Here is a 25,333-nt window from a genome sequence, read left to right on the forward strand (position 1 = left end):
CGAGTAACGCTTTGGCGCCGCAGGCGTCGCAATACGACGGGGACCGATGGCTCAGTTCGACCCACGCCGCCAGCCGACACGGCTCGCGCCGCACATGCTGACTGCGGTCGCCGCAATCTCGGTGGCGATGCTCGCCGGTAGAGCCTATCAACCCGCTCAGGCCGAAGAGGTTCCCGCGCTGACATCGGCCCAGATGGCCGCCATGGAAGCCCAGGCCTTCGCCTCCGCCAACGCCCCCGCCGGCATGACAGCGCCCGAGGCCGTCAACGTCCAGATTCGCCGCGGCGAAACCTTCGAGCAGGCCGTCGCCCGCACCGGCGTCGCGCCGGAAGAAGCCAGCGCCGTCGCCGCCACCGTCGCCAACGCCTTCGACCTCGCCGACCTGCGCGCCGGCCTGAAGTTCGAGACCGCCATCGCCAAGCCGCGCGACGGCCGGGGCGACGCCCGCCTGATCGGCCTGACCATGCGCACCGGCCCGGCGTCGCAGCTGACCGTATCACGCAGCTTCGACGGCGCCCTGCGCCTGCGGTCGCTGGAAGAAAAAGTCACCCACGAGACCGTGGTGCTCAAGGGCGACGTCGAACGGTCCCTGTCCGCCAGCGCCCGCGAACTGGGCGCCACCGCCTCCATCGTGCGTTCCGCCAGCCGCCTGTTCGCCACCAAGTTCGACATGCAGCGCGACATCCGCGCCGCGGATGAATTCACCATGGTCTTCGACCGTGAAGTGACCGAGGCCGGCCGCACCGTCGATGTGGGCGACCTGATGTACGCCGAACTGCGCGGCGTCACCTTCTATCGCTTCAAGCCTGCGGGCGCGAAGGAGGCTCAGTTTTTCGACGCCAACGGCAAGAACCTGCGCTCGGCCATGATGCGCACCCCGCTGCAAAGCTTCCGCCGGGTGTCGTCCAACTTCGGTTTCCGCACCCACCCGATCTCGGGCTACAAGAAGATGCACCAGGGCATCGACTTCGCCGCCGGAACAGGCACGCCGGTCGTGGCCCCCGCGGACGGCGTGGTGGTCGAGGCCCGCCGCTGGGGCGGCTATGGCAACTGGCTGCGCATCCGTCACAACAACGGTCTCGAAAGCGGCTACGGCCACCTGTCGCGCTATGGCTCGGGCATCCGCGCCGGCCAGCGGGTCAGCCAGGGCCAGATCGTCGCCTATGTCGGTTCGACCGGCGCCTCGACCGGTCCGCACCTTCACTATGAGCTGTGGCGCGGCGGCCGACGGATTAATCCTGCCGGCGTGCGCACCCAGGAAGGCACAGAGTTGGCCGGCGCCGACCTGACCGCCTTCCGCGCCGAAAAGGCCCGCATCGACCGCATCATCGCCTCGGGCGGTCAGAAGCGCCCGTCGATGCAACAGGCCTCGGTCGACGGCCTGCGCCCCGCGCGGGGTTGAGGCCTCACGGCTGAGTTCAGCCGACCAGGCGCGGCGTGGATCGGCCTTCGCTCGGGCATGACAGGCCGTGAACCGCCACATCGGCTTCGCCAAGCCTGAGCCCCAACACGTCCAGCACCGGGTTCAGCACGCCGTCCAACACCGGGCCCAATGGTTCGAGCAGCCGACCCAGAGCCTTGGTCAGGTCGCCGAGACCCAAGCCCAGTCCGACCACGTTCACATCCACCTCCAGCCGCCCCAACAGGCTGGACACCAGACCGCTGGCGAAGCTGCGCGAGGCCACGGTCTTGATCCGTTGCGCCTCGATGTCGGCGGCGTCGAATCTCACCGGCTTGAACCCCGCATCGGCCGCCTCCACGTCGGCCTTGCCGGTGATGCTGACCAGACCCAGGACCGACAGCAGGGTGGCGCGTTGCGGCGACAGACCCGTCTTGAAGTCGTCCAGCTTCGTCTCGTCCACGACGCCGATGGCGGCGCGCGCCAGGCTGGGGCGCACCTCGACCTCGACCGACCGCGCGGGATCGCAGGACAGGGATTTCAGCCGCGCCTCGGACGCCGCCAGCTCGACCAGGATCGGCAGTTCGACCCGCGCCAGACCCGACAGGGCCTGGGCCGTCCGTGCACGGACATAGAGCCGCGCCTGGGCCGTGCGGATGATCGGCTGGCCGTCCGCCGTGACCGTCAGCCAGGGCGATCCGTTGGGCCGTTCGCCGATGGCCAGGCTGGTCTTCAGATCGGCAAGGCCGGCGGGCACGCCCAGGTACAGGGCGATCTGGCGGTCCCCGCCCCCGACCTCCAGCATCGCCATGGCCAGGTCCATGGCCGAGACGGACGCATCCAGCCCCTCACGGATTCCTTGCGGCGACTGGGCCTCGACGCCGATCAGATCGCCCAGCTTCACCTTCGTCCCGACCGCGGCCGAGGCCAGCCGGCCCAGGGCTCCGCCGTCGTCGCCGCCCGCCAGCCGTTCCAGCACCTTCAGCGCCCGGCCCGCATCGACATCGGTCGCCAGCAGCCGGTCGTAGTCGCCGATCTCGATGTCCAGATCCGTCGCCAGGGCGTCGGTGAAACCCAGCAGATTGACGTCCAGGTCCGCCAGCCTGCGATAGTCCATGAGGCTGAGCGAGACCTTGGAGCCCGTCAGGCCGCTCAGCACCTGGTTCGCCACCCCGTCGTCCAGCCGCGCCAGGCGTGAGCCGATGGAGAACATGGCCTTGGGCGGGGCGCCGGTCGCGGTCGAGGCCGTGGCGCGCCGCGTCACCCGCACCTCGTCCTTGCCTAACAGGAGTTGAGTGAAGAACAGGGGCGCGCGGCTGGTCACCTGAACCCGCGCGGCGTTGGGCGTCTGACCGCCTGCCGTGAACCGCGCGTCGCGCGCCCTGGCCGGATCAGGCGCATAGACGCCGAGCGTGGTCGCCACCGTGACGGAGATATCCGGGGCCACATTCGCCTGGACCGTCGCCTGGGCCGCGCGGCCGACAATGGCTTCGCCCTGGCCTAGACTGTGCACCGCCGACAGGGCCGCCAAATCCGCCGCCCCCTGAACCCGACGCGTATGCAACACCAGCACGCCCAGATCGATGGTCACAGCCGTGACGATGCACAGCACGCCCCCCGCCACGGCGGCGATCACCGCGACCGCCCCACGCCGATCCGCGCCGAACCGCGCACGCCAGGCGCTCATGGCCCGGCTGCTCACGAGTAGTCCCCCACATGGATCACCGCCGAGCGCCGGATGACCACCGGCGGACGGGGCAGCATTCCGCCCAGCGCCATGACCAGACTGTCGCCGGTGTCATAGACCACCACGACCCGCAGCCGCCCGGCCTCCTCCGCAACCTCGATCGTGGTTCTATCGGGATCCAGCGCCACGCCTCGCACCGCCGCCGTCACCTCGCGTCGCGCCAGCGCATCCCGCTCGACCGCGTCCAATCCGCCGACCGCCGCCCGCGCCCCCTCCGACGCCAGAGCCTGAACCGACTGCGCCATCAGGAACCAGCCGCCATAGACCACGATGGCGATCAGCAGCAGGATCAGTATGGGCCCGACCAGGGCGAACTCCACCGCCGCCGCGCCTTCGCGCCCGCGCCGATTTTTCTGAAGGATGGGGCCAGACGTCCGCATGGCAACCTCACAACTACTCGTGTGGGTTGTATATCATCGCGGTTAAAGGATCGTGTGGCCGCGACGCCGTTCTCGCGAGACCACCTCAGAGCCCAAACCGCCTGAAAGCGTGGTCAGTTGATCAGTAGTTTTAAAGAATGATGGCGCGCTTTGGATGATCCTGTGAACTATTCAGCGACCGTCGGGTGGGCCGCGTAGGTTAGAAATCCGCCATGAGCGGACATTGTGCTTCAGCCTTAAAGGCGACGTTGAGTCCAACTCGATGCTGCTAGCAGCAAGCCCAAAGAACCTAGTAACCGCCATGCGATTCAAAATTTAAAGTTCACCCAGGCCGTCAGATAGTCCGAGCTCTCGTAGCCGGCATCCTTGAGCACCGATCCGGCAGTCAGGTGCTCATAGCGGGCGATCAAGCTGGTCCTGGGAGAGATCGCGTGCGCCAGTTGCAGCTTCCAGACTTCGCCGACACGGCGGCCCTCCACTAGCTCGGTGCCGACATAGGGCAGGTCGGTGGCTCGATAGACGGCGTCGCGTTCCGACGCGCGCCAGGTGAACTGGACCTCCCCCGTGACGCTGGTCCTGCCTTTGCGCACCGTGACGCCCGGCGCGACCGCGATCATGTTCACCGGGTTGAAGACGTTCTGGTAGCTGTAGAAGATCGGCACGCCCTGCGGGGTCAAGGCGTTGCGGATCACGCCGCCGTCATAGGCGCCGCCGCCTGAGCCATAGTCTACGCGCAGGCTGATACGCGGCGCACCGGCTCCTTGGCCCGCCCGCACGCTCTGGGTCGTAAACACTTGCAACGCCTCGATATCGCGATCGCCGAAGCGACCGGTCTGGCGCGCCAGCGTCCAGTCCAGTTGCGCCGGCCCGGCTTCGCCCCACAGACGGGCGCCGACATAGGTCCGCTCTTCCTTAGCCGTCTCGGCGCCCCAGCGACGCGCGTCCTGACTGTAGCGCCAGACGAAAGGATCGAAATACAGCTTCGAGCCGCCGAACCAGTCGCTCGGAACCTGGGTGCTGACATTCAGACCGCTGAACCGTCGGGCTTCGTCTGTTCGGTCATCGGACACGTCTCCGGTCCCCAGACGGGTCGGACGCAGATCAAACAGGTCGGCGCGCCAGTGCTCGCCCCTCACCCACCCCCGGATCCCATTGAAGGGGGTGAGCAGGGTCGCGCCGTTACGGGTGCTGATCAGATAGGGTGAGCCGTCGATGAAGAACTGGCGGCCATAGCGGACGCCGACCTCGCGTCCGCCGAGCTCTCCGGTCACATCGACGAAGGCTTGGCTCACGGCCAGATCGTTGCGAATAGCGCCGACCGGATTGCCATAGTTGTCGCCGCCCGCACCGCCGTGCGCCAGTTCGCCGAAGACGCGCAGATGAGGGCCTATGTGCAAGTCCGCGCCGCCGACAAGGCGCAGGGTGTCCAGCCGCTGATCTGCGCCCTCGCGAAGGCCGGGACTGGTGGTCAGGGCCGTACGCAACCGCATCTCGCCCGACAGGCTGAGCCAGACCTCGCCATCTTGCGACAACGGAATGTATTTCAGCCGATCAAAAACATCCTTGCGCCGTTCCGGGTCGCGCAAGGCGGACCAGTCCTCGGCCCAGCGCGCCTCGGCATAGCCGCCGGCGATCGAACCGACGCCGATGGCGGCGCGGGGATAGGGCGCAGAAGCCTCAGCGCCCTGGGCCTTCGCGGAAGCCGGCACCGCGGCCAGCGCAAGCAGGGTCAGGGCGGCATGGCGCCCACGGCGCATCCCGCGCCGGTCTTTACGAACCGTCATGGTCTCGTCTCCTGGTGTCTTGTTTTCGCTTCGCCCGCCCCGCCGGACGTCTGTGATCCGGCGGGGAACTCCGGGGAGGAGGCAGGCGCGGGCCGGCGCGGTCAGCGCGCGATGACGCCCGTGAGGCTGAGGATCAGCAGGACGCTGGTGGCGAAGATGGAGATCAGCCCCACGCCGGCGAACAGGTTGTGCCACCACCTGTTGCGCAGGTCGCCCAGCAGACTGTTGTTGGCCGTCAGGACCAGCAGAACACCCAGCATGGGCGCGACCAGCACGGTCATGGCCTGGGCCAGAATGATCAGTTGGATCCGCGAGCCGGGTGCGAACGTCACCACCAGCACGCCGAAGAGCAGGACGCATCCCACCAGGATCTTGGTCCGCAGAGAATCGAACGATCCGCCCCAGCCGAGGCCGTCCGACAACAGGGTGCCACCCGCCGTGGCGTTGGCCAGCATCGAGGAGAAGGCGGCGGCGAAGAAGCCTGTGACGAAGACATAATAGCCGACCTGACCGGCCAGAGGTTCGAAGACGCTGGCCAGTTGCGGCAGGGTCTCGACGCGCTGTCCGGTGTGACCCAGCACGGCCGCCGCAACCATGATGACAAGGGCGGTCATGATGCCGGGCGCGACGATGCCCGGGATGGTGTCGGACAAGGTCGCGTCCGCATATTCATCCCGGCGAATACCGCGCGCCTTGGTGGCGTAGCTGGTGAAGAAGGCGGCGTTGATCGAGAAGTTGGTGCCGACGAGGGCGACGATCAGCAGTTCAGCGCCGACGGGGAAGCTGGGCAGCATGCCCGACACACCGGCCGCCCAGTCCGGGCGTGCGAGAAAGGCGCTGCCGACAAAGCCCACCGCCATCAACGCCACCAGCACCAGAAGCGCGCGCTCGACCGTCTTGTAGACATTGCGGACCAGCAGAACGAACCCGACCGCCACGGTGACCAGCAGCGTCCAGAACACCGCGCTGCCGCCAAACAACATCGACAGGGCCAGACCCGAGCCAGCGGCATTGCCGACCGAAAAACACAGGGTGATGAAGAAGACGCCACAGCCGGCCAGCACACCGACCGGCCTTCCCAGCGTCTGTTTGATGGTGCCGATCATGGACAGTGGCGAGGCGATCCCGACCCGCACGCTCATGTCGGTGAAGAAGATCATCAGCACGGTCGAGACCAGGATCACCCAGATGAGGGCGTAACCAAAGGCGCTGCCCGCCTCGATCGCTGAGGTCAGATTGCCGGGCCCGAACTGCCAGGCGCCGGCGATGAAGGCAGGGCCGATCAGCGCCAGCTTGGCCACCAGCGACCGATTTGAAGCGACTTTCGGCGAGAGCACGGGTGGAGCCGCGTCCACGACGTCACGATGCGACATGACTTTCCTTTCGGGCGCGACGATCCTCGGACCGGTCGACGCCTGGCTGTTTCTCCCTTGCACAGTGACGCTTCTTTGGAGCCATCCGTGCGGTGATACGCGTTCCAGGGCCGGTGCGGGACCACCCCGGAAGCAAAAGGTCCCCGCACCCTGCGGCGCGAGGACCTCATCAACTCATTCGGCGGCGATGGCCGAGGCGGAGACCGGACCGATCCCGGCCGCATCGAAGGCGGCGAAGATCTCCCGCTCCGCCGCTTCGCCCAGGTTCTTGAGCGGCTCGCGGATGGTGGCGTGGTCCAGCACGCCGCGCTTCACCAGACCCAGCTTGAGGGCGACCGTGCCCTCCATGTGCGAACCCCGGTGATAGACGGCCTTGGTCACCGGCAGCAGTTGTTCGAAGATGCGGCGCGCCTCAGGATAGTCCTGAGCCTTGCCGGCCTCGATCAACTGAACCAGCAATTCGGGTGCGATGTTGCCGTAGCCGACCAACAGGCCGTCGACGTCGAACATGGTCGGCAGCAACCACTCATCGTGGCAGGAAAGAACCTGCAGCTCGGGGGCGGCCTTCTTGATCTCTGGGATTTCGGTGTACCAGCGCTTCATGTTGCGCACGCCGTTCTTGGTGGCGACGACGCCATCCTGAGTGGCGATGTCGATCTGGGTTTGCAGATCATATGAGGCTTTGGTGGCGTCAGGGTATTGGAACAGGATGCACTCCAGGCCTGACTCCTGCCAAATGGCCTTGTAGCGGTCCTGGGGCGCGCCCTTCTGGAAGCCGAACCGCAGCCAGCCGTGGTTCGGATAGACCAGGGCGCCCGTCGCGCCGGCGGCCTTGGAGGCCTTGGCCTCCTGTGCGGCGACGCGGGTGCCTTCGCCCGTGATGCCGGCGATGATCGGCACGGCGCCGTCGACCGCCTCGGCATAGGTCTCGATCAGCTTCAGGCGCTCTTCGACGGTCAGGAAGGTGCCTTCGCCGGCATGGCCCAGGATAACTAGGCTCTTCACGCCCTTGATGGACACCAGCCATTTGGCCAGCTGCGCATTGGCGGCGTAATCGACCTCGCCATCGCGGGTGAAGACGGTGACGGGGGCGGGGCTGAGGCCGCGCAGGTCCATGACGCTCATGATTTCCTCTCTGGGTTTCTTATGGGGATCGCAAATAGGGAACGATGCCGGGAACGTTCCCACTTTACATCCGAGTTTGTCCGGGTCAAGCGTTCTGGCAGGAGACGTCATGAAATCAGAGCATCGACATGCGTGAGCGGCGCGGTGAAACGGGCCGCGTGACCATTCTGGATATCGCCCGAGCAACCGGGGTGTCCAAGAGCAGCGTGTCGCGTTTTCTTGACGAGCGATCACCGTCCAACAGCGAGACCGCCCGTCTGGTCCGTCGCGTGGCGACAGAGCTTGGTTATGTCCGCGATGCCTCGGCCGCCAATCTGCGTCGAGGCTCGACCGGCACGATCGGCGTGATCGTGCCGCGCCTGACCGATACGGTGATGGCGATGTTGTACGAATCCCTCGCGCGCGCAGCCGGCCGCGCCGATCGATTCACTATCGTCGCCACGAGCAACGACGAGCCGGCCGCAAATCAGCGCGCTGTCGACATGCTGCTCGCGCGCGGCGTTGACGGGCTGGTGCTGGCGACGACGCGGACCGGCGACGGCCTGGCCGACAAGCTGTCGGCCCAGGGCGTCCGCTTCGTGCTCGCCCTGCGCACGGACGGCGTGCATCCGTCATCGGTGGGCGACGACGCTCTGGGGGGCTATCTCGCCGCACGCCACCTCATCGACCTGGGACACCAGCGCATCGGCGTCATCGCCGGGCCCGCCGACACATCCAGCGCAGTCAGCCGGGTCGAGGGATATCGCCGCGCGATGGAGGAAGCCGGCCTCGTCGTTCAGCCGGAATGGATCGTGCCATCCACCTTCGGCTTGGACGCGGGCCATCTGGCGGCGCGCGAGCTGATGACCCTGGCGTATCCGCCCACGGCCATTTTCGCAATCAACGACAACACCGCCATGGGCGCCCTGTCGGCGCTCGCCCAGCTCGGCGTGTCGGTGCCCGGCGACATCTCGGTGGTGGGCTACAACGACATCCCGATCGTCAGTCACCTGCCCACGCCCTTGACGACGGTGCGTACGCCCTTCGATCAGATCGCCGCGGCTGCGGTGAACCTGCTGCTCGACAGCGACGATCCAGCCGAGCTGATCGTTCGGACAGCGCCAACCCTGATCCCAAGACAGTCGACGCGGCGCCTCTAGAGTCCAGATCAGATGGAGCCGACCACACTCGCCCTCATCGCGGCCGCCTTCTTCGCCGCCGGTTGCGTCAAGGGCGTGTCCGGCATGGGCCTGCCGACTGTCGTGATGGGACTTCTGGGCGCGCTGCTGTCGCCATTGACTGCCGCCAGCCTGGCGACCGTCCCCACCTTCTTGACCAATGTCTGGCAACTCTTCAGCGGCGGACGCTTGGGGCTTCTGGCCAAACGTTTCGGGCTCATGCTGGTCCTGACGTTCACAGCGACCCTTGCGGGCACAAGTCTGATCGTAAGACTGGACGCCGCCCAAATCACGGGCGCCCTGGGGATCGTGCTCGCGCTTTACGCAGCCTATGGCCTACTGGCGCGGCCATTCAGCCTTTCGCCGCTATGGGAGCGCCGCCTCGCGCCGATATCAGGTCTTTTCACGGGTGCGATCACGGGCGCGACCGGTGCTGCGGTCGTACCGCTGGTCCCTTTCCTTCAGTCGCTCGACCTGTCCAAGGACGACCTTGTCCAGTCCCTGGGCCTGTCGTTCACCGTCTCAAGCCTCGCCCTTGCGATCGGCTTGGCCTGGCATGGCGCATTCCAGCCCGCTATGGGCCTGATCTCCATTGCAGCGACGATCCCTGCGATCGCCGGCATGATCGCCGGTCAGTCTCTGCGCCGCCGCATCTCGCAAGCCCTATTCCGCCGCCTGTTCTTCATCGCCATCGCCCTCCTTGGCTTAGAAATGGCGACGAGAGCCGTTCGCGGCTGAAATGAAGGCGTAGCTTATTCGACATTGTAAGCAGATCACACCAGTCGCCTGTCGGCCTGCCCCAGCCATCTGGAATGTCTGAACGAGTGAGCCCCCGTCGTAATGAAACGCATCACAGATGGCTTGAGCGAGGTTTGTCGTAGGTGCGCCGCCGTGGACGATGCCGAGAACCATTCAGCGACTGTCGGATGGGCAGCGTAAGTCGCATATGGGTCATTCCAAACACGAACCTCGCTCCGGAAAGGCGACCTTCGCTGAGCCACTGCGGCGCTCACTTCCGCGCACCGGTCCATTGGCAGCCGATCACGGCCGTTAGGTGCTAATCCTAGAGCTGCCAGGGTTTCTAGCTAAACGTTCGGATGAACTGGATAAGTCACCAAGCTCATCGCAGTAGCATTAGGCCCGAGTAAACGTCATGCTGATGACGATCCACCTGTTCGATAGCTCCCCGGACTTGGCTAGGCCGAGTCATTCCAACGATGCAGTCAACTTACTCTCACCCACCTGTCGTCGGCGTTATGGTTTAGGGGCCGTTAGGCGTGTTCGATCGCCTGAACTTAATAGCCAGCGTTCTATTGTTCATCTGCAATGTGCAGATCGGAACGGTCCATGACCCAAGGTATCCTTCGCGTTATCGTCGGCGCCACGTTCGGCTTAGGCCTGATCGCAGCCGCCGCGCCCGCTCTGGCCGGCCCTACGGCAGGCGGCACCTATCGCCTGCGCGCCACCGTGCCCGTCGCCTGCTGGGTCAAGCCGACTTCCCCGGTGATGGCGGCGAGCGGTCGCTCTGGCGAGGTGGTCGAGGCCTGCAACAGCCCGGGCGGCTTCACCGTCTCGGCTCAATATCGTCCGCTGTCGCTGACCGAAAAGGCCGTCATGTTCTATGGCGACAGGATGTTCGATCTGGACAAGTCCGGGGGTCAGATCCTGCGCCGCTCCAGCATCGCAACGATCCGTTCGGTGTCCTATCGCTTCGATGAAGTCGAACTGGACCAACCGCTGATTCTGGCCCTGACGATCCAGCCGATCTGATCGACAGCGACATTGTCTGAGATTGAATAGAGGCGGGGACGCGCAACGCCCCCGCCTCTATTCAATTGTGCCCGCACTAAAGGGCGGCGACGGTGAAGGTCAGGATATCGGAATAGTCGCCGGCGCGCTTGCCGGTCGTGCTGCCCACATTGATGGTCAGCGGATAGTCGTCCAGCCGCGCACGACGCGACACCACGTCCACCCGGCCTCCACGCGACAGGTCCATGTCGCGATCTCCCAGCGCTAGGCTGTAGGGCACGTACCATTCGCTAGCGCCCTGGCGCAGGCGACCTCGGTTCTGGGACGCGACCGACACGCTGTAACCGGCAGTGCTGAGCACATAGAGGGTGGTGCGCAGTTGGCGCACGCCCTGGGTCAACTCCCCCAGGTCGATGGTGGGCATGCCGCCACTGCGACGAAACTCACCCTTCAGACCCATGACGGCGGCAGATGGGACCTGCAGGCTCAGGGTGACGGGCTTTTCCGCCAGTGGCTGACCGTCTGTGGTTTCCAGATTGATGAAGGCGCTCTGAGAATACAGGCCTGCCGACAGGGCTTCTGACGGCGCTGCGGTGAAGGAGAACCGCATTAGACCGCGTTCGCCGGGCGCCAGGTTCAGCGGCCGCACGCCGACACGACGCGCGCTCTGACCGGCGCGGGGCGTCACATCCGTGCCGCCGCGCTCGTCAACGAGTGCATAGGGCATCCGCTGCGCCCCGGCCCCATTGGTCAGTCCGAACGGTTCGCCCCGCAATTCGACCCGACTCACGGTTGAACACGGCGCATCCCCATGGTTGACCACGGCGACGTCGAATTCCTGCAGCGCCACGTCCTGATCGAACGGCTCGTAGCGCAACAACCACTGGTCCGCGCCGGATTCGATCACCAAGCGGCAACCGTCAGTCTGCGCCTGGCTAGGCGCTGCGCCTAGCAGGGCGGCGGTCGCCGCAGCGGCGGCCAGAAGCAGGGCGGATGTACGATTACGGGACATTTCAGCCTCCTCGGCTGTGGTCTCTGGGGCTTTAGTCTTCAGGCACGTCGAGAGGAACGGTCACGATCTGTAGATCGAGCAGGCCCTCGTTGTCTTCCGGCACGGTGAACTCGAAGCCCAGGGCAGGGCTGGAAAACAGCTCGACGCGGTAGCGCTTGCCCGGCTCCAGGTTTTGCACCGCGAAACGTCCGACCGAATTGGTGAAGAACAGCTCGGGTTCGGCGTTCGGATCGTCAACGGGACGGACGCGACCGGACATCAGGGAGACCGGACGGTTGGCGTTGCCGACCAGCCGGCCCAGGGCGCTGACGAACTTGGCGCTGCCGACCTGGATGGCGTAGCCGCTCTTGTAGGTGGGGCGAACACGCGCGATGCCGTCGCCGATATTGTAGCCCAGCGGGGCGTTCAGCACGTCGTATCGGACGGACTGATTGACGTAGGCCGTCAGATTGTTGGCCACGGCGCCGCCCAGCAGTCCGCTGCGGCCGGTGTAGCGGCCGCCCTGGAAGCTGTCGCCGACGATGACCGGATGGTCGTCGATGGACTTGTGCGGATAGACGATGGCGAAGCTGTCGTAGATGTTGCGGCCCACGGCGGCCTTGCCCCCTGTGGTCGAGATCGACGAACCGACCCGCAAGGTGGTGACCTGCTCCTGGGTGATGTCGGAGAAGTCGTTGCCGAAGGCCGTGTGGCTCAGGCTCGCATCGAACCGGTTGGCGATATAGTCGAGCTGGCCCGACAGGGTCGAGGGCCCGTCGTCATAGGTCGAGGCCACCGAATAGCCGTAGGAACCCACGCGGTTCTCTGTCGACTGCTGGAAGCGAACGCTGCCGCTATTGCGCGCCGAACTGTAGCGCGCCTCGGCCCGGCGGTCGTAACGGGGCTGCCAGATCAATGCGAAGGTGGCGCCGAAGCCGGCGGATTCAAAGCCGCCGAAGCTGGCGCCGAAATCCGAATACTCCAGGCCGACCTGGGCGCTCCAGTCGCGGGCGAAGCGGTAGGTGCTGGTGGCGTTGACTGAATAGGAATCGTCGATCACCTCGCTGCGACTCATCCGGTACGAGGCGCTGACGTTGGCCAGCCAGTCCTGCGAGAACTGGTGCGAATAGCCGCCGGAAAAGATCCAGGATGTCGGGTTCTGCGCCGTGGGATTGCCGATCGTGGCGAAGTCCTCTGAGGTGTAGTCCGCGACCACCGTCCAGCTGTCATAGGTGTCGCCCAGATCGACGATGTGGTCATAGCCGAGCGCGAAGGCGTAGCCGGCGCCGGGATCGCCGTTGCTGGCCGCCGCATCGAGACGAACGCGCGCGCCGTTCCGCAGGATGATCTGGCTCTGGCCCGAGAGGGTCTGGGCGTCTTCCGACGCCTGCAGTCCAACGCCGATCGCCGGACGGTTCTCGAACGCCTTGCGCCAGAAGCCGGTGAAGGCGATACGGCCGTCGGAATAGTCGGGCGAGCCGAAGATGCCGTTGTTGATCGCGCCGACGTAGGCCCCGTATTCGTAGTCGCCCGGCTCCAGCTCGATCGCGTCCAGATAGGCGCTGTAGGAGACCGTCTGGGCCCGGCCGGAGTCGTTCTGGATCTCCAGCTGGATGTCGTTCGAGCCGGTTTCGAGCGGCAGATTGGTCAGATCGTACTGGCCAGGATCCAGGCGGAATTCGCGGACGAAGACGCCGTTCCTGAGCACGCGCACAGTGGAGGCTTCCTGCAGCACCAGTTGCCGGCCCCCGGCCAAAACATTGTTGCGGAAGGAATCGAAACGCATGCGCTGGCGCGACACGCCGACGCCGCCAAGCTCGGAAAAGCCCTGGCGGCCGCGGATCTCAGGTTCCAGATCGCCCAGATACCAGCGACGGAAATCCTCGGGCTGATCATAGACGAAGCGGGCGTAGCGCCGCTCGACATTGTATTCGCCGGTGAACAGGTCCTCGCGCCCCTGCACGTCCGCCTCGAACACCAGGCTCTTGTAACGGACGGCGCCGTTCAGGAACACGCTGGGCGTATCCACGTCGCCTGTCGATTCCCGACGCTGGACCGCGATGTTGGCGTTCAGATAGGCGCTGAACGGCTCCGGAGCCTGGCCCGGCTCTTCCGGACTGCCGCCTCGGAAAAGCGACTCCACAGACCGCTTGGTCGGGTCGATCCGCAGCACCAGCACAGCCAACTGCTCAGGATCGTAGTCGAGCTGGATCCCGGTGTCGTTGATCTCCTCCGGCGCGAAGGAGCTGACGCCTTGCAGATGGGCCGTCAGTTCGGCCTGCGCCTCCGGCGTCAGCAGAGGGTCGATCAACGTCTTGAAGCCGGAGCTGTCGACGATGAAGCGGTCGTCGCGCGTCAGCACGACCGGCAGTTCGCCCAGAACACGACTGTTGAAGTTCAGCGGCACCGTCATGGGGATGTCGCGGTCGTAGGGATTGATGTCGCGGCGACCGGGTGCGGCCGGCGGCGGCGCAGCAGCCGTTGTCGTCGGCGGGGACGTCGAAGGGGGCGCTGCGGGCGTTGCGGCTGCGGCTTGCACGGTTTCTTGGGCGGCTTGAACCGCAGTGACGGCGGCTTCGGCGGCTTGCAGGCTGGCGCGGTTCAGGGCCGCTGTGACGTCTTCGGCAGTCTGCGCGGCTTCGGCATAGGCTTGGTGCGCGGCCCGCACCGCCGCGATGGCCGCCGAATCCGGCACGCACGCCAGCCCCCAGGCCAATGCGACCGCCGAAACGCCTCCCCCCAGCGTTCTCATCGTCCGAACCGCAACGTCACGGGCTTGGCGGGATCGAGGGCGACGCCCGTCGGCAGTTTGAAGGTCCGCTTGCCGCCGCCGGGCGCCAGATATCCGACCCCCACGGTCTTGGAGACTTCGCCGCTTTCATATTCGCGCCGGAAAGGCTGGCCCGACGCATCGGTCCCTTCCAGGATCCAGGTCGCGCCGCTCATCAGGGCGTAACGCTTGCCGGTGTTGGAGACGACGATCTCGACGCCCGGCTCTTCGGGGGGCGGAGGCGCCGCCTGACCGTTCGACAGGCTGGGATCGATCTCGGGCGCCGGCGGACTGACCATGGCCGGGGTGACCGACACCACCTCGACCTTGGGTTCCGCTCCGGGCGGCGCGACCACGATCAGCGCCTTCATGGTGTAGAGCACCTGCACCGAAACGGCGCCGCCGCTCTCCGGCGTGGCGTTGGGATCGGTGACGACCGGCAGCTGACGGACCCACAGATAATAGGCGCGCGACGTGTCGATGTTCGGCTCGCCGACCCACTGGACCCGCACAACCTGGCGGCCATTGACCGGCACCAGGCCTTGCGGCGGGAAGACCAGGAAGTCCTCGTCCGCGTCGGTCTCGGTCATACTGCCGTCGGCGTCGATCTCCATCCGGGTGATACGCGTCTCGAACGGCAGGGCTGCGGAGCCGACGTTGCCGACCTCGATCCGGGCGGCGGAGCCGGCGCCGGTTGTCGTCAGTTCGGACACCATGGGCGACACCCGCATGGCCCACGCCGCGCCGGCGATGGCCAGGACGAGGACCGCGGCGAACAGAACACCGATCGCCATGGCGATCGGCCGTCCCGCGCGGACGCTCAGTGATGACAACATGGTCGTATTTCCCCCGAAGACCGATCTGGCGTCGGCTTGAGAATCCCGTCGCGAGCCGTCGCGCCGGAACCTCTGCAAGCGTCGCGCCAGCTTTCGACAGCATGGCGTAACAATGGTAACCGAAACGAAAACAGGGGGGCGCGAAGCCCCCCTGTCCTCGTCTCTCAAGTCGTTCTGAAGATCAGAAGGCTTGGATGGCGACGGTCAGTTGACCTTCGTAGGCGCCGGCGAGCAGCGACTTCGAGGGGACCGGGATGGCGACGTCGAGCGACATGGCCGACTTCCAGGCGCCGTGGCTGGCGCTGGTGGAGTTGGCGGTGGTCGCCAGGCTGATGTAGTTGCCCTGGCTGGCCGGAGCGGCCGAACCGACGGCGCCGGCGGTGTAGGAGCCGGTGACCGAGTAAGGCAGGTTGGCCTGGAAGACGTTGGAGTCGTAACCGGCGCCCGAGTTGTTCACCAGGCCGCGGATGTCGTTCTTGGACACGGTGACGGTGTTGGAGGTGTTGCAGCCGGCCAGGTTGGTGTCGATCGACACGTTCGCCGGGGCGGTCATGTCAAAGGCGTTGGCCGGGCCGGTGTTGTCCGAGGCGTAGATGCCGATGGTGCCGAAGTCGATCGTGGTCGAGGCGTTGCCCGTGTAATAGGCGCAGTCCGTCGAAACAGCGCCCTTCAGGGTGAAGGTCGCACCGTCGCTCGTCGAAGCCGTGCCGTTGTTGCCGGCCGAACCGCCTTGGACGGCGAAGGCCGAGAAGCTGTGTCCGGCGTTGGTCGCAGCGCTGTAGTCGGTCGCCTTGATCGAGGCGTAATCGACACCCGCGTCATTCGTGCGGCTGCCGAACTTGATGGTGTCCGCTTGAGCGGCGGAGGCGATGGCCAGAGCGGCGACGCCGACGAGGAGAGCGTTAAGCTTCACAGTGATGTTTCCTAGGAAGAGAAACGGGCGCCGACAGGATGCCGGCGCCCTTTGGTCTCAAGTCGTTCTGAAGATCAGAAGGCTTGGATGGCGACGGTCAGTTGACCTTCGTAGGCGCCGGCGAGCAGCGACTTCGAGGGGACCGGGATGGCGACGTCGAGCGACATGGCCGACTTCCAGGCGCCGTGGCTGGCGCTGGTGGAGTTGGCGGTGGTCGCCAGGCTGATGTAGTTGCCCTGGCTGGCCGGAGCGGCCGAACCGACGGCGCCGGCGGTGTAGGAGCCGGTGACCGAGTAAGGCAGGTTGGCCTGGAAGACGTTGGAGTCGTAACCGGCGCCCGAGTTGTTCACCAGGCCGCGGATGTCGTTCTTGGACACGGTGACGGTGTTGGAGGTGTTGCAGCCGGCCAGGTTGGTGTCGATCGACACGTTCGCCGGGGCGGTCATGTCAAAGGCGTTGGCCGGGCCGGTGTTGTCCGAGGCGTAGATGCCGATGGTGCCGAAGTCGATCGTGGTCGAGGCGTTGCCCGTGTAATAGGCGCAGTCCGTCGAAACAGCACCCTTCAGGGTGAAGGTCGCACCGTCGCTCGTCGAAGCCGTGCCGTTGTTGCCGGCCGAAGAACCCGAGATCACGATCAGCGAGGTGTTGCTGTTGAGACCGGGATTCAGCAAGTCAGCGGCGGCTACCGCACCAAGACCGATAGCGTTGCCCAAACCCGTACCTTGGATGCTACCGGAATAAGTACCGCCGAAGAAGCCTTGGGTCGTCACCGAGCCTTGATAGATGCTGTCGGCCATGGCCGGAGCGGCGATCAGAGCCAGCGCAGCGGCGCCGGCCATCAGGGAAGCGAACTTTTTCATTTCAGTCTCTCCAAGCGAATGATTTCGCAAATAAAACTCGATCGAGGCGGCAGTCCCTCCCCGTCCGATCGGGAGGAGTTAACGCCGACCTAACAAGCACGTCAACAGTAAAAAACATTGTTAGGTGTGATTTGTGTTAGATTCACCTCACAGGTGAAAACTATAGTTTTACTCAATTAAAGCACAACTGATCCGTCTTCCAGTGAAGATCAATACGTCAATCTTCAGTGGAGAGAACGAATTCTCTGCCAAACCAATCAGACGCGCGGCGTCACCGTCACCGTCAAGGTTTCCGTATATTGTCCGGCCAGGAGCCCCGCACCGGCAGGCCGTCTCGTGCGGAACTCGATCTTGCCGCCGCCCGCTGCGATGCCGTCGCCGCTGCTGAGCAGTCCGGTATGGTCGCTGCTGCTGAAGCTGGCGCGCACCACGCGCGGCTCCGGGCGCAGGGTCGGCACGGTCAGGGTCACGTCATAAGGAAGCACGCCCGAGAACGGCCCCTCGCCCTGCGGCTTGCTGACGTGGGCCAGACCGCCCCGCGCCGAGCTGACACCCAGATCGAACGGGACGTTGCAGTCGAGGCCGAACAGGGCCGTGGCGTGCTCGCCGCCCGTCAGTTCGCCGAAGTCGATGTCGCCGCCGCCCTGGATCTCGCAGCGTGCTGTGATCTGGCCGGTCACTGTGACGTTCAGCGTCTTGCCCACGTCCAGATTGTCGGCGACAGGCTTAGCCAGTGCCGGCGAGCTGGCGGCTGCGATCATCATTACAGCCGCACCGACGGCGACGCTCAGGCGGCATGCCGACGAGCGGAATGGCTTTGACCTATTATACATTGCCCCGACCCCGTTTCCGTCCCCTGGACGGCCCGTCACCCCGACGGTTCGCCCCACCCCTTCCAAAAGCCGTGCCATCCCGAATCGACACGCTCGGGCGCCAGGCACGCCTTGGTTAACAAAAGGTTAACGGCGGTCGATTTACTCCTAAGAGCGGCGTTATGCAACGGATTGTGTGAGGCCAATGACGAGATGGCGCGGGCGTTGGCTTTCCGAGGTGTGAAAAGCAATTTGCTTCACTCGCCAGCCATGGATGCGATGGTTGACGACGGCCTTAGTTCCACGGCGAAACTTGGATTTGAGCCGCTAATGAATTGCCAAAGCCGATATCAGGGCTGTACCAAAATGATACGTTTTCAGCGAGGCTGCACACCTGGCAGCCCGCCTAACTTGAGATGATGTCTTCAGCCGCTTGTCGGTATGATCGTCCTTTGACCGCTTGGTGATACGAAACAGGCTACGTCGTCGATGCGCTTGATGTTGGCGACATCGAGTTGGCACGCCTCGTTTAGGCGCAAGCCGCCGAACATCGACAGCGGGGCATCCAAAACGGGCGTTCTTCGGCCGCTCCGGGCCGGGTGTGGCGTAGCCGTTCCCATCGTCACGGCGCCCCGTGTAGAGGGACACCCCTAAGATCGCCTGTAGTTGACCGGTCGAGAATGGCAGACGGCTTGTCACGCCGTGATGTTAGGATCGGGCAAGCGCCGGCTCTACGCCGGGTTTCGGCCCAGCATCTCCTCCTTCACGGCAAAAAGTGGCGCACCCGGAGCGATTCGAACGCCCGACCCCCAGATTCGTAGCCGACCCAGGCAGCAATCAGGAGCAACCAGCAGTAACCCCAAACAACCACCCATCCTCTTGTTCTGCAACGGGTAAAAGGGAAATTGGTCGCTGCTGGCTATTTCCAGAAATCGCCGCGAAATCCCGCCTCTCGGGTCCCATGCGGGTCCCAGAAACGGGCCGGAAAATTGAGGGCGAAGCGGATGCCTAAGCTCACAAAGCGATTGATAGACGCATTGCAGACCGACGACGCCGAAGCCTTCGTCTGGGACTCGATCGTCCTCGGATTTGGTGTTCGGGTCCGACGGTCAGGCACCAAGAGTTTCATCCTCAAATATCGCATGGGCTCTGCCGTCCGCCGCCACACCCTCGGCCGGGTCGGGAGCCCTCACACTGTCGAAGAGGCGCGTGACGCCGCGTCCGAAATGCTGCGTCAGGTCAAGGCGGGGCATGACCCCATGCAGGCCAAGCGGGCGTCCAATGAGGCGATAACGGTCAACGAACTGATCCAGGCCTACCTCCACGAAGGACGCATTGCGAAACCCAACAAGCGGGAGTCGTCATGGGCCGGCGACACGTCCGTCCTGAACCGGCATGTCAGTCCCCTTCTGGGTCATCGTCTGGCGCGTGACTTGACCCGCCGCGACCTGGAAAAACTCCAAGCCGATGTTCTCACCGGCAAGACCGCCAAGGACGTTCGAACCAAATCGCGAGGCAGAGCCATCATCCGAGGCGGCCCCGGCGCTGTCGTAGTGCTCTCCCGCCACCCACTCCAGCGGCGTGCCCATGTCGGTCGAGACCTGGTCCATGAACCGGCGCGTGAAGGCCTTCAGGTCGGGGAGGTCGCGCCCGTCCTCCGGATTGACGATGATCCGGAAGTGATGCCGATCCCCTTCGCAGCGCCGCGCGAAGCCGGACGCGTCCACCGCATCCTCGCGCGCATCGAAGAAACGACCCTGCTCACCTTCGATCCCAGCCCCCTCGCGGGCCACATAGCGGACATGGGTCATCAGCGCTTTTTTCGCGCCCGGCGTCATCGGCACGACCCGCACCTTGACCATCACCCGACGCATTCCGCCCGCCGCTGAACGAACCTGACGGACGCGCTGGACAGCGCCCTTCGAAGCGAAATGTCGCGCTCTCGCACGCGGCGGCATCGACGGCGTCGCCCGGCTGACCAGACGCCCGACTTTCCAGGTCGGCGGCGTCTCCCGCCGCGCTGTCATCGGCGGCTTGAAGCCGTAGTCTTCAGGTTCTCTCGGCTCGGTCATGAAAGGCTCCCGCGCCCTCGAAACCCTTCGCCTTCACCGATGTACCCGGCCGGCGAGTTCCAAGGATCGCAGGCCGGATTTTATCTTGCCCTGCCACCCTGTCGCTGTGCGCATCGACTCCCGTGATTGATCCTCGTTGACGGGATTGAGCCACGCCGTTCACACGGCGCAGCCGCGCAAAGTCGATCGAGCCGGACAAACGCTCCATATCCGCCGTAGCGGCGCGCGTCGCTTCCGCCGCTATTGGATCGAAAGGACTATGGATCGATCGGGTGGTGATGGCGTTCTCAGCCGATGGGGAAAGCGACGAGCTATAACCGACAGCGAGCTACCACCGCCCGAGCGCTGGCGTGCGGCGCTTCAGTCATGGAGCATCGCCAAGGTCTCATGCGGCTGGCCTTCCAGTATGATGCGATCGCGGACATTGAGGCTCAGCAACCCAAGCTTATGGTCAAGCGCGCCGCATCGGCCGCGCCAGGAACCTAGCGCCGATCCGTCCGCGCGGGTGATCATGGCGCAACAGCTATCCGGCGGTCGCCACGGCATCCCCTTGGTCAGCGCGGATAAGGAACTTCTGCAGCTCTTCACGGGGCAGCGGCCGGGAGACCCAATAGCCCTGAATCGTGTCGCAGCCGAGGGACGCCAGCGCGGCGAACATCTCGCCGGTCTCCACGCCCTCGGCGACGACCGTCATGCCCAGACCATGCGCCAGATCGACCGTCGATTTGAGGATCAGTCGATCGCGCTGACTTTCGACGACATCGAGCACCAGGGAGCGGTCGATCTTGAGCTCGTCGGCATTGAGCATCTTCAGATATCCGAGCGACGATAGGCCGGACCCGTAGTCGTCGATCGAGATGCGGACGCCTGCGGCCTGGTAGACCGCGATCGCCTCGGCTGCGATTTTTGGGTTTTCGATGACGGCGGTCTCGGTGATCTCGAAGATGAGGTCGGCTCCGCTGCCGTCGATGAGATCCAGAGCCTGTTTGCGGAAAGCGTCGTCTACGAGAAGTCGCCCTGACACGTTCAGAGCGATCGCAACCTCAAACCCGAGTTTGCGAAGGTCTCGCTGGTCCTCGATCGACTTTGCGACGCTCCATTCGGTGAGCGCCCTTATCTGTCCCGTCTGCTCGGCGATGGGGATGAACAGGTCCGGTCCGATCCGTCCGCGGACAGGGTGATGCCATCTGCACAGCGCCTCGACCGACGCCGTCCGCCCGTCCGAGGTCTTGCGCTTGGGCTGGTAGTGCAGGCTGATGTCGCCGGCGCGCAGTGCGTCTCGGAGTTCGGACATCAAGGCCAGATTGTTGTCCGGATCAACAAAGCTCGCCTCGTCATAGACGACGGTTCGGTCGTCCGATTGGCCGGCGTGGTTCAGGGCTGTCGTCGCCCGCTCGATCAGGGCGTCGCCGCTCGCCGACGCGGTGTCCAGGGACGCGCTGCCGACCCGGACGAAAAGATCGAGCGGCTGGCCTTCGACGGTGAAGGTCGTCTCCAGCGCCCGCAGGGTTTGGGCAAGCTCCCGCTGGGCGTCGGCGGAGAGATCCGCCCGTGAAAAGGCCAGGACAGATGACGATAGCTGGGCGACCAGACCCACGTCCGCGAGCGCGGCGGTTCGCTCCGCCAACTGAACCATCAGTTTGTTGGCGATGTCGTAGCCGGCCACGCCCCGCATCTCGGCGTGACGATCCACCCCGATCGCGAACACGGCCACGCTGAGTTCAGACGCCGTGATCTTTCGCTCAATGTCAGCGATCAGGGCGCGACGGTTGGGAAGCCCCGTCTCCGGCTGGTGCATCGCCAGATGGATCAGGCCCGCCTCGCGCGCATCGACGATGGCCCGGGCCTGACGGCTGAGTTCAACTCGGGTCGCCCATATGACCATCAGGACCTGGGTTCCGAGAAGAGCGGCGACATCGATGCTGACCGGCAGTCGCCACTGCAAGAGCGTGGGCGTCACGACGATGAGCGCCAGCGCGGTCAGATGGCGAAGGACCAACCCGCGTAGCGCAGAGCCGCCGACACGCACGGGCTGAAGCGTCAGCACCAGCAGACCGCACAGCAACAGAAGGGCCAATGGGCTGAGGCTCATCAGAGCACGTCCGCCGGCCAGGCTCTCGTAGGCGAGCGCGTGAATGATCACGCCCGGCAGCAGACCCACGGGCGTGGCAAATTCATCGCCCAGCTCCAGGGCGGTCGCGCCGATCATCACCGTCCGGCCGCGCACCAGAGACGGATCGAACCGTCCTTGGTAGATGTCCTCGAAACTGACATGGGGGATCGACGCCTGGTCGATCCCGAAATCGACGGTAAAGGCCCCATCGCGTTTCGGCGCGCCGGCCATCAACGCAGCCACCGAGGGCGGACTGTCGTCTGGGCCGCCATAGTCGTAATGGCGTACCCGTCCGTCGCCATCCACCGGCACATTGACCGAAGCGAGGAGGGAATCCTTCAGCAGCGGCGCGATCGGGCGATTGCCCCAGACCCGACGCTCTCCCGCGCCATACGAGTCCATCTGCTCGAACGTGGCGAGGGCCACCTGGCCGGGGCGCCGTGAGACGGCCGCAGCGAGCGCCGCGTCCGAGCTTGGGTTCGAAGGCGCGCTGAAATCGACATCGATAGCGACCAGCGTCGCGCCCGCCTCGAAGAGGTTGTCGATCGCCTGGGCGTATCGCCGTCGGTCCCACGGCCAGGCGCCGGCGTCGGCGAGACTCTTTGAATCGATTTCGACGACGGTGAGCGTCTGTCCGCCTTGCCGGTCCAAGATCGCGAAACGGGTTGCGGCGATGACGTCGTCGATCGGGCGGAAGACGCCGACAGACACCCCCGTCGCCACGACGCAGAGAATCAGCAAACTCAAGACACCCGCGCGGGCCCGGGCGGACCGCATCAGATCAGCCATTCTCATGGTCACATCGCCTGGGGCGGTGGGCCGCCTTTAGGCTTGCCGCCCGGTCCGCCATTGCCGGAGCCCCCGCCGTTGCCGTTGCCGTTTCCAGGACCGCCGGGATCGCCGTTGCCGGGCTTGCCTCCAGGTCTGCCTTCGCCGGGGTTTCCGCCTCCATTGCCGTTGCCGGGGTTGCCGCCACCGTTGCCGTTGCCCGGATTGCCGCCAGGATCGCCCCCTCCGTTACCGTTGCCCGGATTGCCACCGCCGTTGCCTTCGCCTGGATTCCCTCCAGGCCCGCCGTTCCCCGGGTTGCCACCACCGTTGCCGTTGCCCGGGTTGCCGCCAGGGTCGCCCCCTCCGCTTCCATTGCCCGGATTGCCGCCCGGTCCGCCGTTGCCCGGGCCGCCGCCAGAGTCGCCCCCTCCGTTGCCGGTTCCAGGGTTGCCACCGCCGTTGCCTTCGCCTGGATTCCCTCCAGGCCCGCCGTTCCCCGGGTTGCCGCCACCGTTGCCGTTGCCCGGGTTGCCGCCAGGGTCGCCCCCTCCGCTGCCATTGCCCGGATTGCCGCCCGGTCCGCCGTTGCCGGGATTGCCAGGGTCGCCCCCTGGGCCGCCGTTGCCGGGGTTGGCCGGATTTCCGCCTGGCCCGCCATTACCGGGGTTGCCGCCTGGCTCACCACTGCCCGGGTTGCCAGGATTTCCACCCGGTCCGCCGTTGCCTGGATTTCCGGGATTCCCGCCGGGTCCGCCATTACCGGGGTTGCCGGGATTGTCGCCTGGCCCAACGTTGCCGGGGTTGCCGGGATTTCCACCCGGTCCGCCGTTGCCTGGGTTTCCGGGATTCCCGCCGGGGCCGCCGTTGCCGGGGTTGCCCGGATTGCCGCCCGGTCCGCCATTACCGGGGTTGCCGGGGTTGCCGCCTGGCCCACCGTTGCCGGGGTTGCCGGGATTGCCGCCCGGTCCGCCGTTGCCCGGGTTTCCGGGATTCCCGCCGGGGCCGCCATTGCCGGGTTTGCCCGGATTGCCGCCCGGCCCGCCGTTACCGGGGTTGCCGGGATTGTCGCCTGGCCCACCGTTGCCGGGGCTGCCGGGATTTCCACCCGGTCCGCCGTTGCCGGGGTTGCCGGGATTCCCGCCGGGGCCGCCATTGCCGGGGTTGCCCGGATTGCCGCCCGGTCCGCCATTACCGGGGTTGCCGCCTGGCCCACCGTTGCCGGGATTGCCGCCCGGTCCTCCGTTGCCCGGGTTTCCGGGATTCCCGCCGGGGCCGCCATTGCCGGGGTTGCCCGGATTGCCGCCCGGCCCGCCGTTACCGGGGTTACCCGGATTACTGCCCGGTCCACCGGCGCCTGGGTTTCCATCTGGACCACCAGCGCCGGGGTTGCCGCCGGATCCATTACCGCCGTTACCATTACCAGGATTCTGGACCGTCCCGCCATTTCCAGGATTGCCGGAACCACCACTCGCTGGGGCGCCAGGATTGGCGCCATTGCCTGAGTTGCCAGGAGCGCCGCCGTTTCCATTGCCGGGGCTGCCTCCTCCGCCGTTGTTGGTCGGACCCGTCGGGTTTCCTCCGGCAATACCGCCGGAATTTCCAGTCGTACCGACGCCGCCATTGGCTCCATTGCCAACGGGAGCCGACGACGCCGTCGATGGAGCCGGAGTCCCGTTGGGCGTGGTCGTCGCCGGTGTGTTCGACGCGCTTGGTGTTGTAGCCGGGGCTGTGGAACCGCTGGCCGCAACCGCGACCGGTGCGGTGCCCGGCGTGTTCTGGACGAGGCCGTCCGTCAGAGCTTCGTAATCCAGTCCCGGCGCCGCGACTGGGAGGGTTTCAGCCGGAACGGTCGTCGCGGGCGCCGTGAGCTCGACGGCGGTGGGTTGTTGACGAGGGACGAGCGCCGTGGCCCCCGCCGCTACGTCGCTGACCGCATTTCCGCTGTTCGAGCGAACCTCAACCAGACCTTCGGCGACGTGGACGCGATCGCCCATCGGATCGACCGTGACGGTGAAGGTCGTGCCCTTCACCACGGCGGCCAGCAGCGGCGTCTCGACCCGGAAATGCGGACGACGTTGACGATCGACCTGGAACAAGGCCGACCCCAGATCCTGCAGAACCCGGGTCATGCCCCCGGCCTCCGGAGCCAGGGTCGTGCGGCTGTTCGGACCGACTGTGACTCGTTGGTCCCCATTCGTAATGAGCGCGCGGCCGTTCCCGCCCGTCGTGACGCTCGTACCTGTCGGCAACACCAGGCCGACCGTGCCGCTGGCGACCGGGCGTGCCGGTATGGCCACGCGAACAACGCCCGAGATTTCCCGGACGCGCCACTCGTCGGCCCAAGCTTGTGTCGGATATCGTACACAGAATAGAATTATTGCGAATAGTATTGCGTATCGCTTGGCCACCAAAAACTCCTGACATCCCGTTTGATCGACCGGATACCAGCAGGTGCCTGCGAAGCTCTTAACTCGCGGTATT

General features: G+C 65.7%; 18 protein-coding genes and 1 pseudogene. 5 read left to right on the plus strand and 14 right to left on the minus strand.

The genetic code is table 11. The features are described 5' to 3' along the window. The first annotated feature begins 46 nt into the window (after window positions 1-46). Window positions 47-1,402 carry a peptidoglycan DD-metalloendopeptidase family protein gene (locus ACP69V_RS15070; RefSeq protein ID WP_426024571.1) on the plus strand — a complete coding sequence of 452 codons (1,356 nt, stop codon included), beginning with the start codon at window positions 47-49 and terminating at the stop codon, window positions 1,400-1,402. Window positions 1,403-1,418: 16 nt separating this feature from the next. On the opposite strand, the gene ACP69V_RS15075 is transcribed toward ACP69V_RS15070, so the two are convergent. From ACP69V_RS15075 to ACP69V_RS15095, 5 genes are all read right to left on the minus strand, one after another. Next, on the minus strand, window positions 1,419-3,086 hold the full coding sequence (locus ACP69V_RS15075; protein ID WP_426024572.1) for a TadG family pilus assembly protein: 1,668 nt from the start codon (window positions 3,084-3,086) through the stop codon (window positions 1,419-1,421). Between the two features lie 11 nt (window positions 3,087-3,097). Further along, window positions 3,098-3,526 (minus strand): TadE/TadG family type IV pilus assembly protein, encoded by a 429-nt coding sequence (locus ACP69V_RS15080; protein WP_426024573.1) that lies wholly within the window; start codon window positions 3,524-3,526, stop codon window positions 3,098-3,100. A 308-nt stretch (window positions 3,527-3,834) separates the two neighbouring features. Continuing rightward, window positions 3,835-5,310 (minus strand): alginate export family protein, encoded by a 1,476-nt coding sequence (locus ACP69V_RS15085; protein ID WP_426024574.1) that lies wholly within the window; start codon window positions 5,308-5,310, stop codon window positions 3,835-3,837. Between the two features lie 101 nt (window positions 5,311-5,411). Beyond that, window positions 5,412-6,683, minus strand: a complete 1,272-nt coding sequence (locus tag ACP69V_RS15090) for an Nramp family divalent metal transporter (protein WP_426024575.1) — start codon at window positions 6,681-6,683, stop codon at window positions 5,412-5,414. Window positions 6,684-6,857: 174 nt separating this feature from the next. Continuing rightward, entirely contained in the window at window positions 6,858-7,808 is a 951-nt protein-coding gene (locus ACP69V_RS15095; RefSeq protein WP_426024576.1) for a dihydrodipicolinate synthase family protein, read from the minus strand. 128 nt (window positions 7,809-7,936) lie between these two features. Between ACP69V_RS15095 and ACP69V_RS15100 the strand changes: the two genes are divergently transcribed. The 3 genes from ACP69V_RS15100 to ACP69V_RS15110 all read left to right on the plus strand — a co-directional run bounded on the left by ACP69V_RS15100 (window position 7,937) and on the right by ACP69V_RS15110 (window position 10,735). Beyond that, the gene (locus tag ACP69V_RS15100) at window positions 7,937-8,947 is read left to right on the plus strand and encodes a LacI family DNA-binding transcriptional regulator (RefSeq protein ID WP_426024577.1); all 1,011 of its coding nucleotides are present in this window, start codon (window positions 7,937-7,939) and stop codon (window positions 8,945-8,947) included. Window positions 8,948-8,959: 12 nt separating this feature from the next. Next, entirely contained in the window at window positions 8,960-9,703 is a 744-nt protein-coding gene (locus ACP69V_RS15105; protein ID WP_426024578.1) for a sulfite exporter TauE/SafE family protein, read from the plus strand. 609 nt (window positions 9,704-10,312) lie between these two features. Beyond that, complete coding sequence (locus ACP69V_RS15110; protein ID WP_426024579.1) at window positions 10,313-10,735, plus strand: hypothetical protein; 423 nt, start codon at window positions 10,313-10,315, stop codon at window positions 10,733-10,735. 76 nt (window positions 10,736-10,811) lie between these two features. Here ACP69V_RS15110 and ACP69V_RS15115 read toward each other — a convergent pair whose 3' ends face one another. The 6 genes from ACP69V_RS15115 to ACP69V_RS15140 all read right to left on the minus strand — a co-directional run bounded on the left by ACP69V_RS15115 (window position 10,812) and on the right by ACP69V_RS15140 (window position 17,848). Further along, window positions 10,812-11,726 (minus strand): hypothetical protein, encoded by a 915-nt coding sequence (locus ACP69V_RS15115; RefSeq protein WP_426024580.1) that lies wholly within the window; start codon window positions 11,724-11,726, stop codon window positions 10,812-10,814. Between the two features lie 31 nt (window positions 11,727-11,757). Next, window positions 11,758-14,457, minus strand: a complete 2,700-nt coding sequence (locus ACP69V_RS15120; protein WP_426024581.1) for a hypothetical protein — start codon at window positions 14,455-14,457, stop codon at window positions 11,758-11,760. Continuing rightward, a complete protein-coding gene (locus ACP69V_RS15125; RefSeq protein WP_426024582.1) occupies window positions 14,454-15,311 on the minus strand; it encodes a hypothetical protein in 858 nt (285 codons plus the stop codon). The genes ACP69V_RS15120 and ACP69V_RS15125 overlap by 4 nt, the downstream gene beginning before the upstream one ends. A 181-nt stretch (window positions 15,312-15,492) precedes the next feature. After that, the gene (locus tag ACP69V_RS15130) at window positions 15,493-16,224 is read right to left on the minus strand and encodes a hypothetical protein (RefSeq protein ID WP_426024583.1); all 732 of its coding nucleotides are present in this window, start codon (window positions 16,222-16,224) and stop codon (window positions 15,493-15,495) included. A gap of 74 nt (window positions 16,225-16,298) precedes the next feature. Next, complete coding sequence (locus ACP69V_RS15135) at window positions 16,299-17,084, minus strand: hypothetical protein (protein WP_426024584.1); 786 nt, start codon at window positions 17,082-17,084, stop codon at window positions 16,299-16,301. 257 nt (window positions 17,085-17,341) lie between these two features. Continuing rightward, a complete protein-coding gene (locus tag ACP69V_RS15140; RefSeq protein ID WP_426024585.1) occupies window positions 17,342-17,848 on the minus strand; it encodes a hypothetical protein in 507 nt (168 codons plus the stop codon). A gap of 1,052 nt (window positions 17,849-18,900) precedes the next feature. On the opposite strand from ACP69V_RS15140, the pseudogene ACP69V_RS15145 reads away from it, so the two are divergent. After that, a pseudogene (locus tag ACP69V_RS15145) lies at window positions 18,901-19,161 on the plus strand (Arm DNA-binding domain-containing protein); the annotation flags it as partial. Between the two features lie 96 nt (window positions 19,162-19,257). On the opposite strand, the gene ACP69V_RS15150 reads toward ACP69V_RS15145, so the two are convergent. The 3 genes from ACP69V_RS15150 to ACP69V_RS15160 form a co-directional block, all read right to left on the minus strand. After that, the gene (locus ACP69V_RS15150) at window positions 19,258-19,968 is read right to left on the minus strand and encodes a hypothetical protein (protein ID WP_426024718.1); all 711 of its coding nucleotides are present in this window, start codon (window positions 19,966-19,968) and stop codon (window positions 19,258-19,260) included. Window positions 19,969-20,491: 523 nt separating this feature from the next. After that, window positions 20,492-22,822 (minus strand): EAL domain-containing protein, encoded by a 2,331-nt coding sequence (locus ACP69V_RS15155; RefSeq protein WP_426024586.1) that lies wholly within the window; start codon window positions 22,820-22,822, stop codon window positions 20,492-20,494. Window positions 22,823-22,878: 56 nt separating this feature from the next. Further along, window positions 22,879-25,260: a FecR domain-containing protein gene (locus ACP69V_RS15160; RefSeq protein WP_426024587.1), complete on the minus strand. Its 2,382-nt coding sequence runs from the start codon at window positions 25,258-25,260 to the stop codon at window positions 22,879-22,881. Between the last annotated feature and the right edge of the window lie 73 nt (window positions 25,261-25,333).

Source organism: Brevundimonas sp. PWP3-1b1 (assembly GCF_049896065.1).
Lineage (GTDB): Bacteria > Pseudomonadota > Alphaproteobacteria > Caulobacterales > Caulobacteraceae > Brevundimonas > Brevundimonas intermedia_B.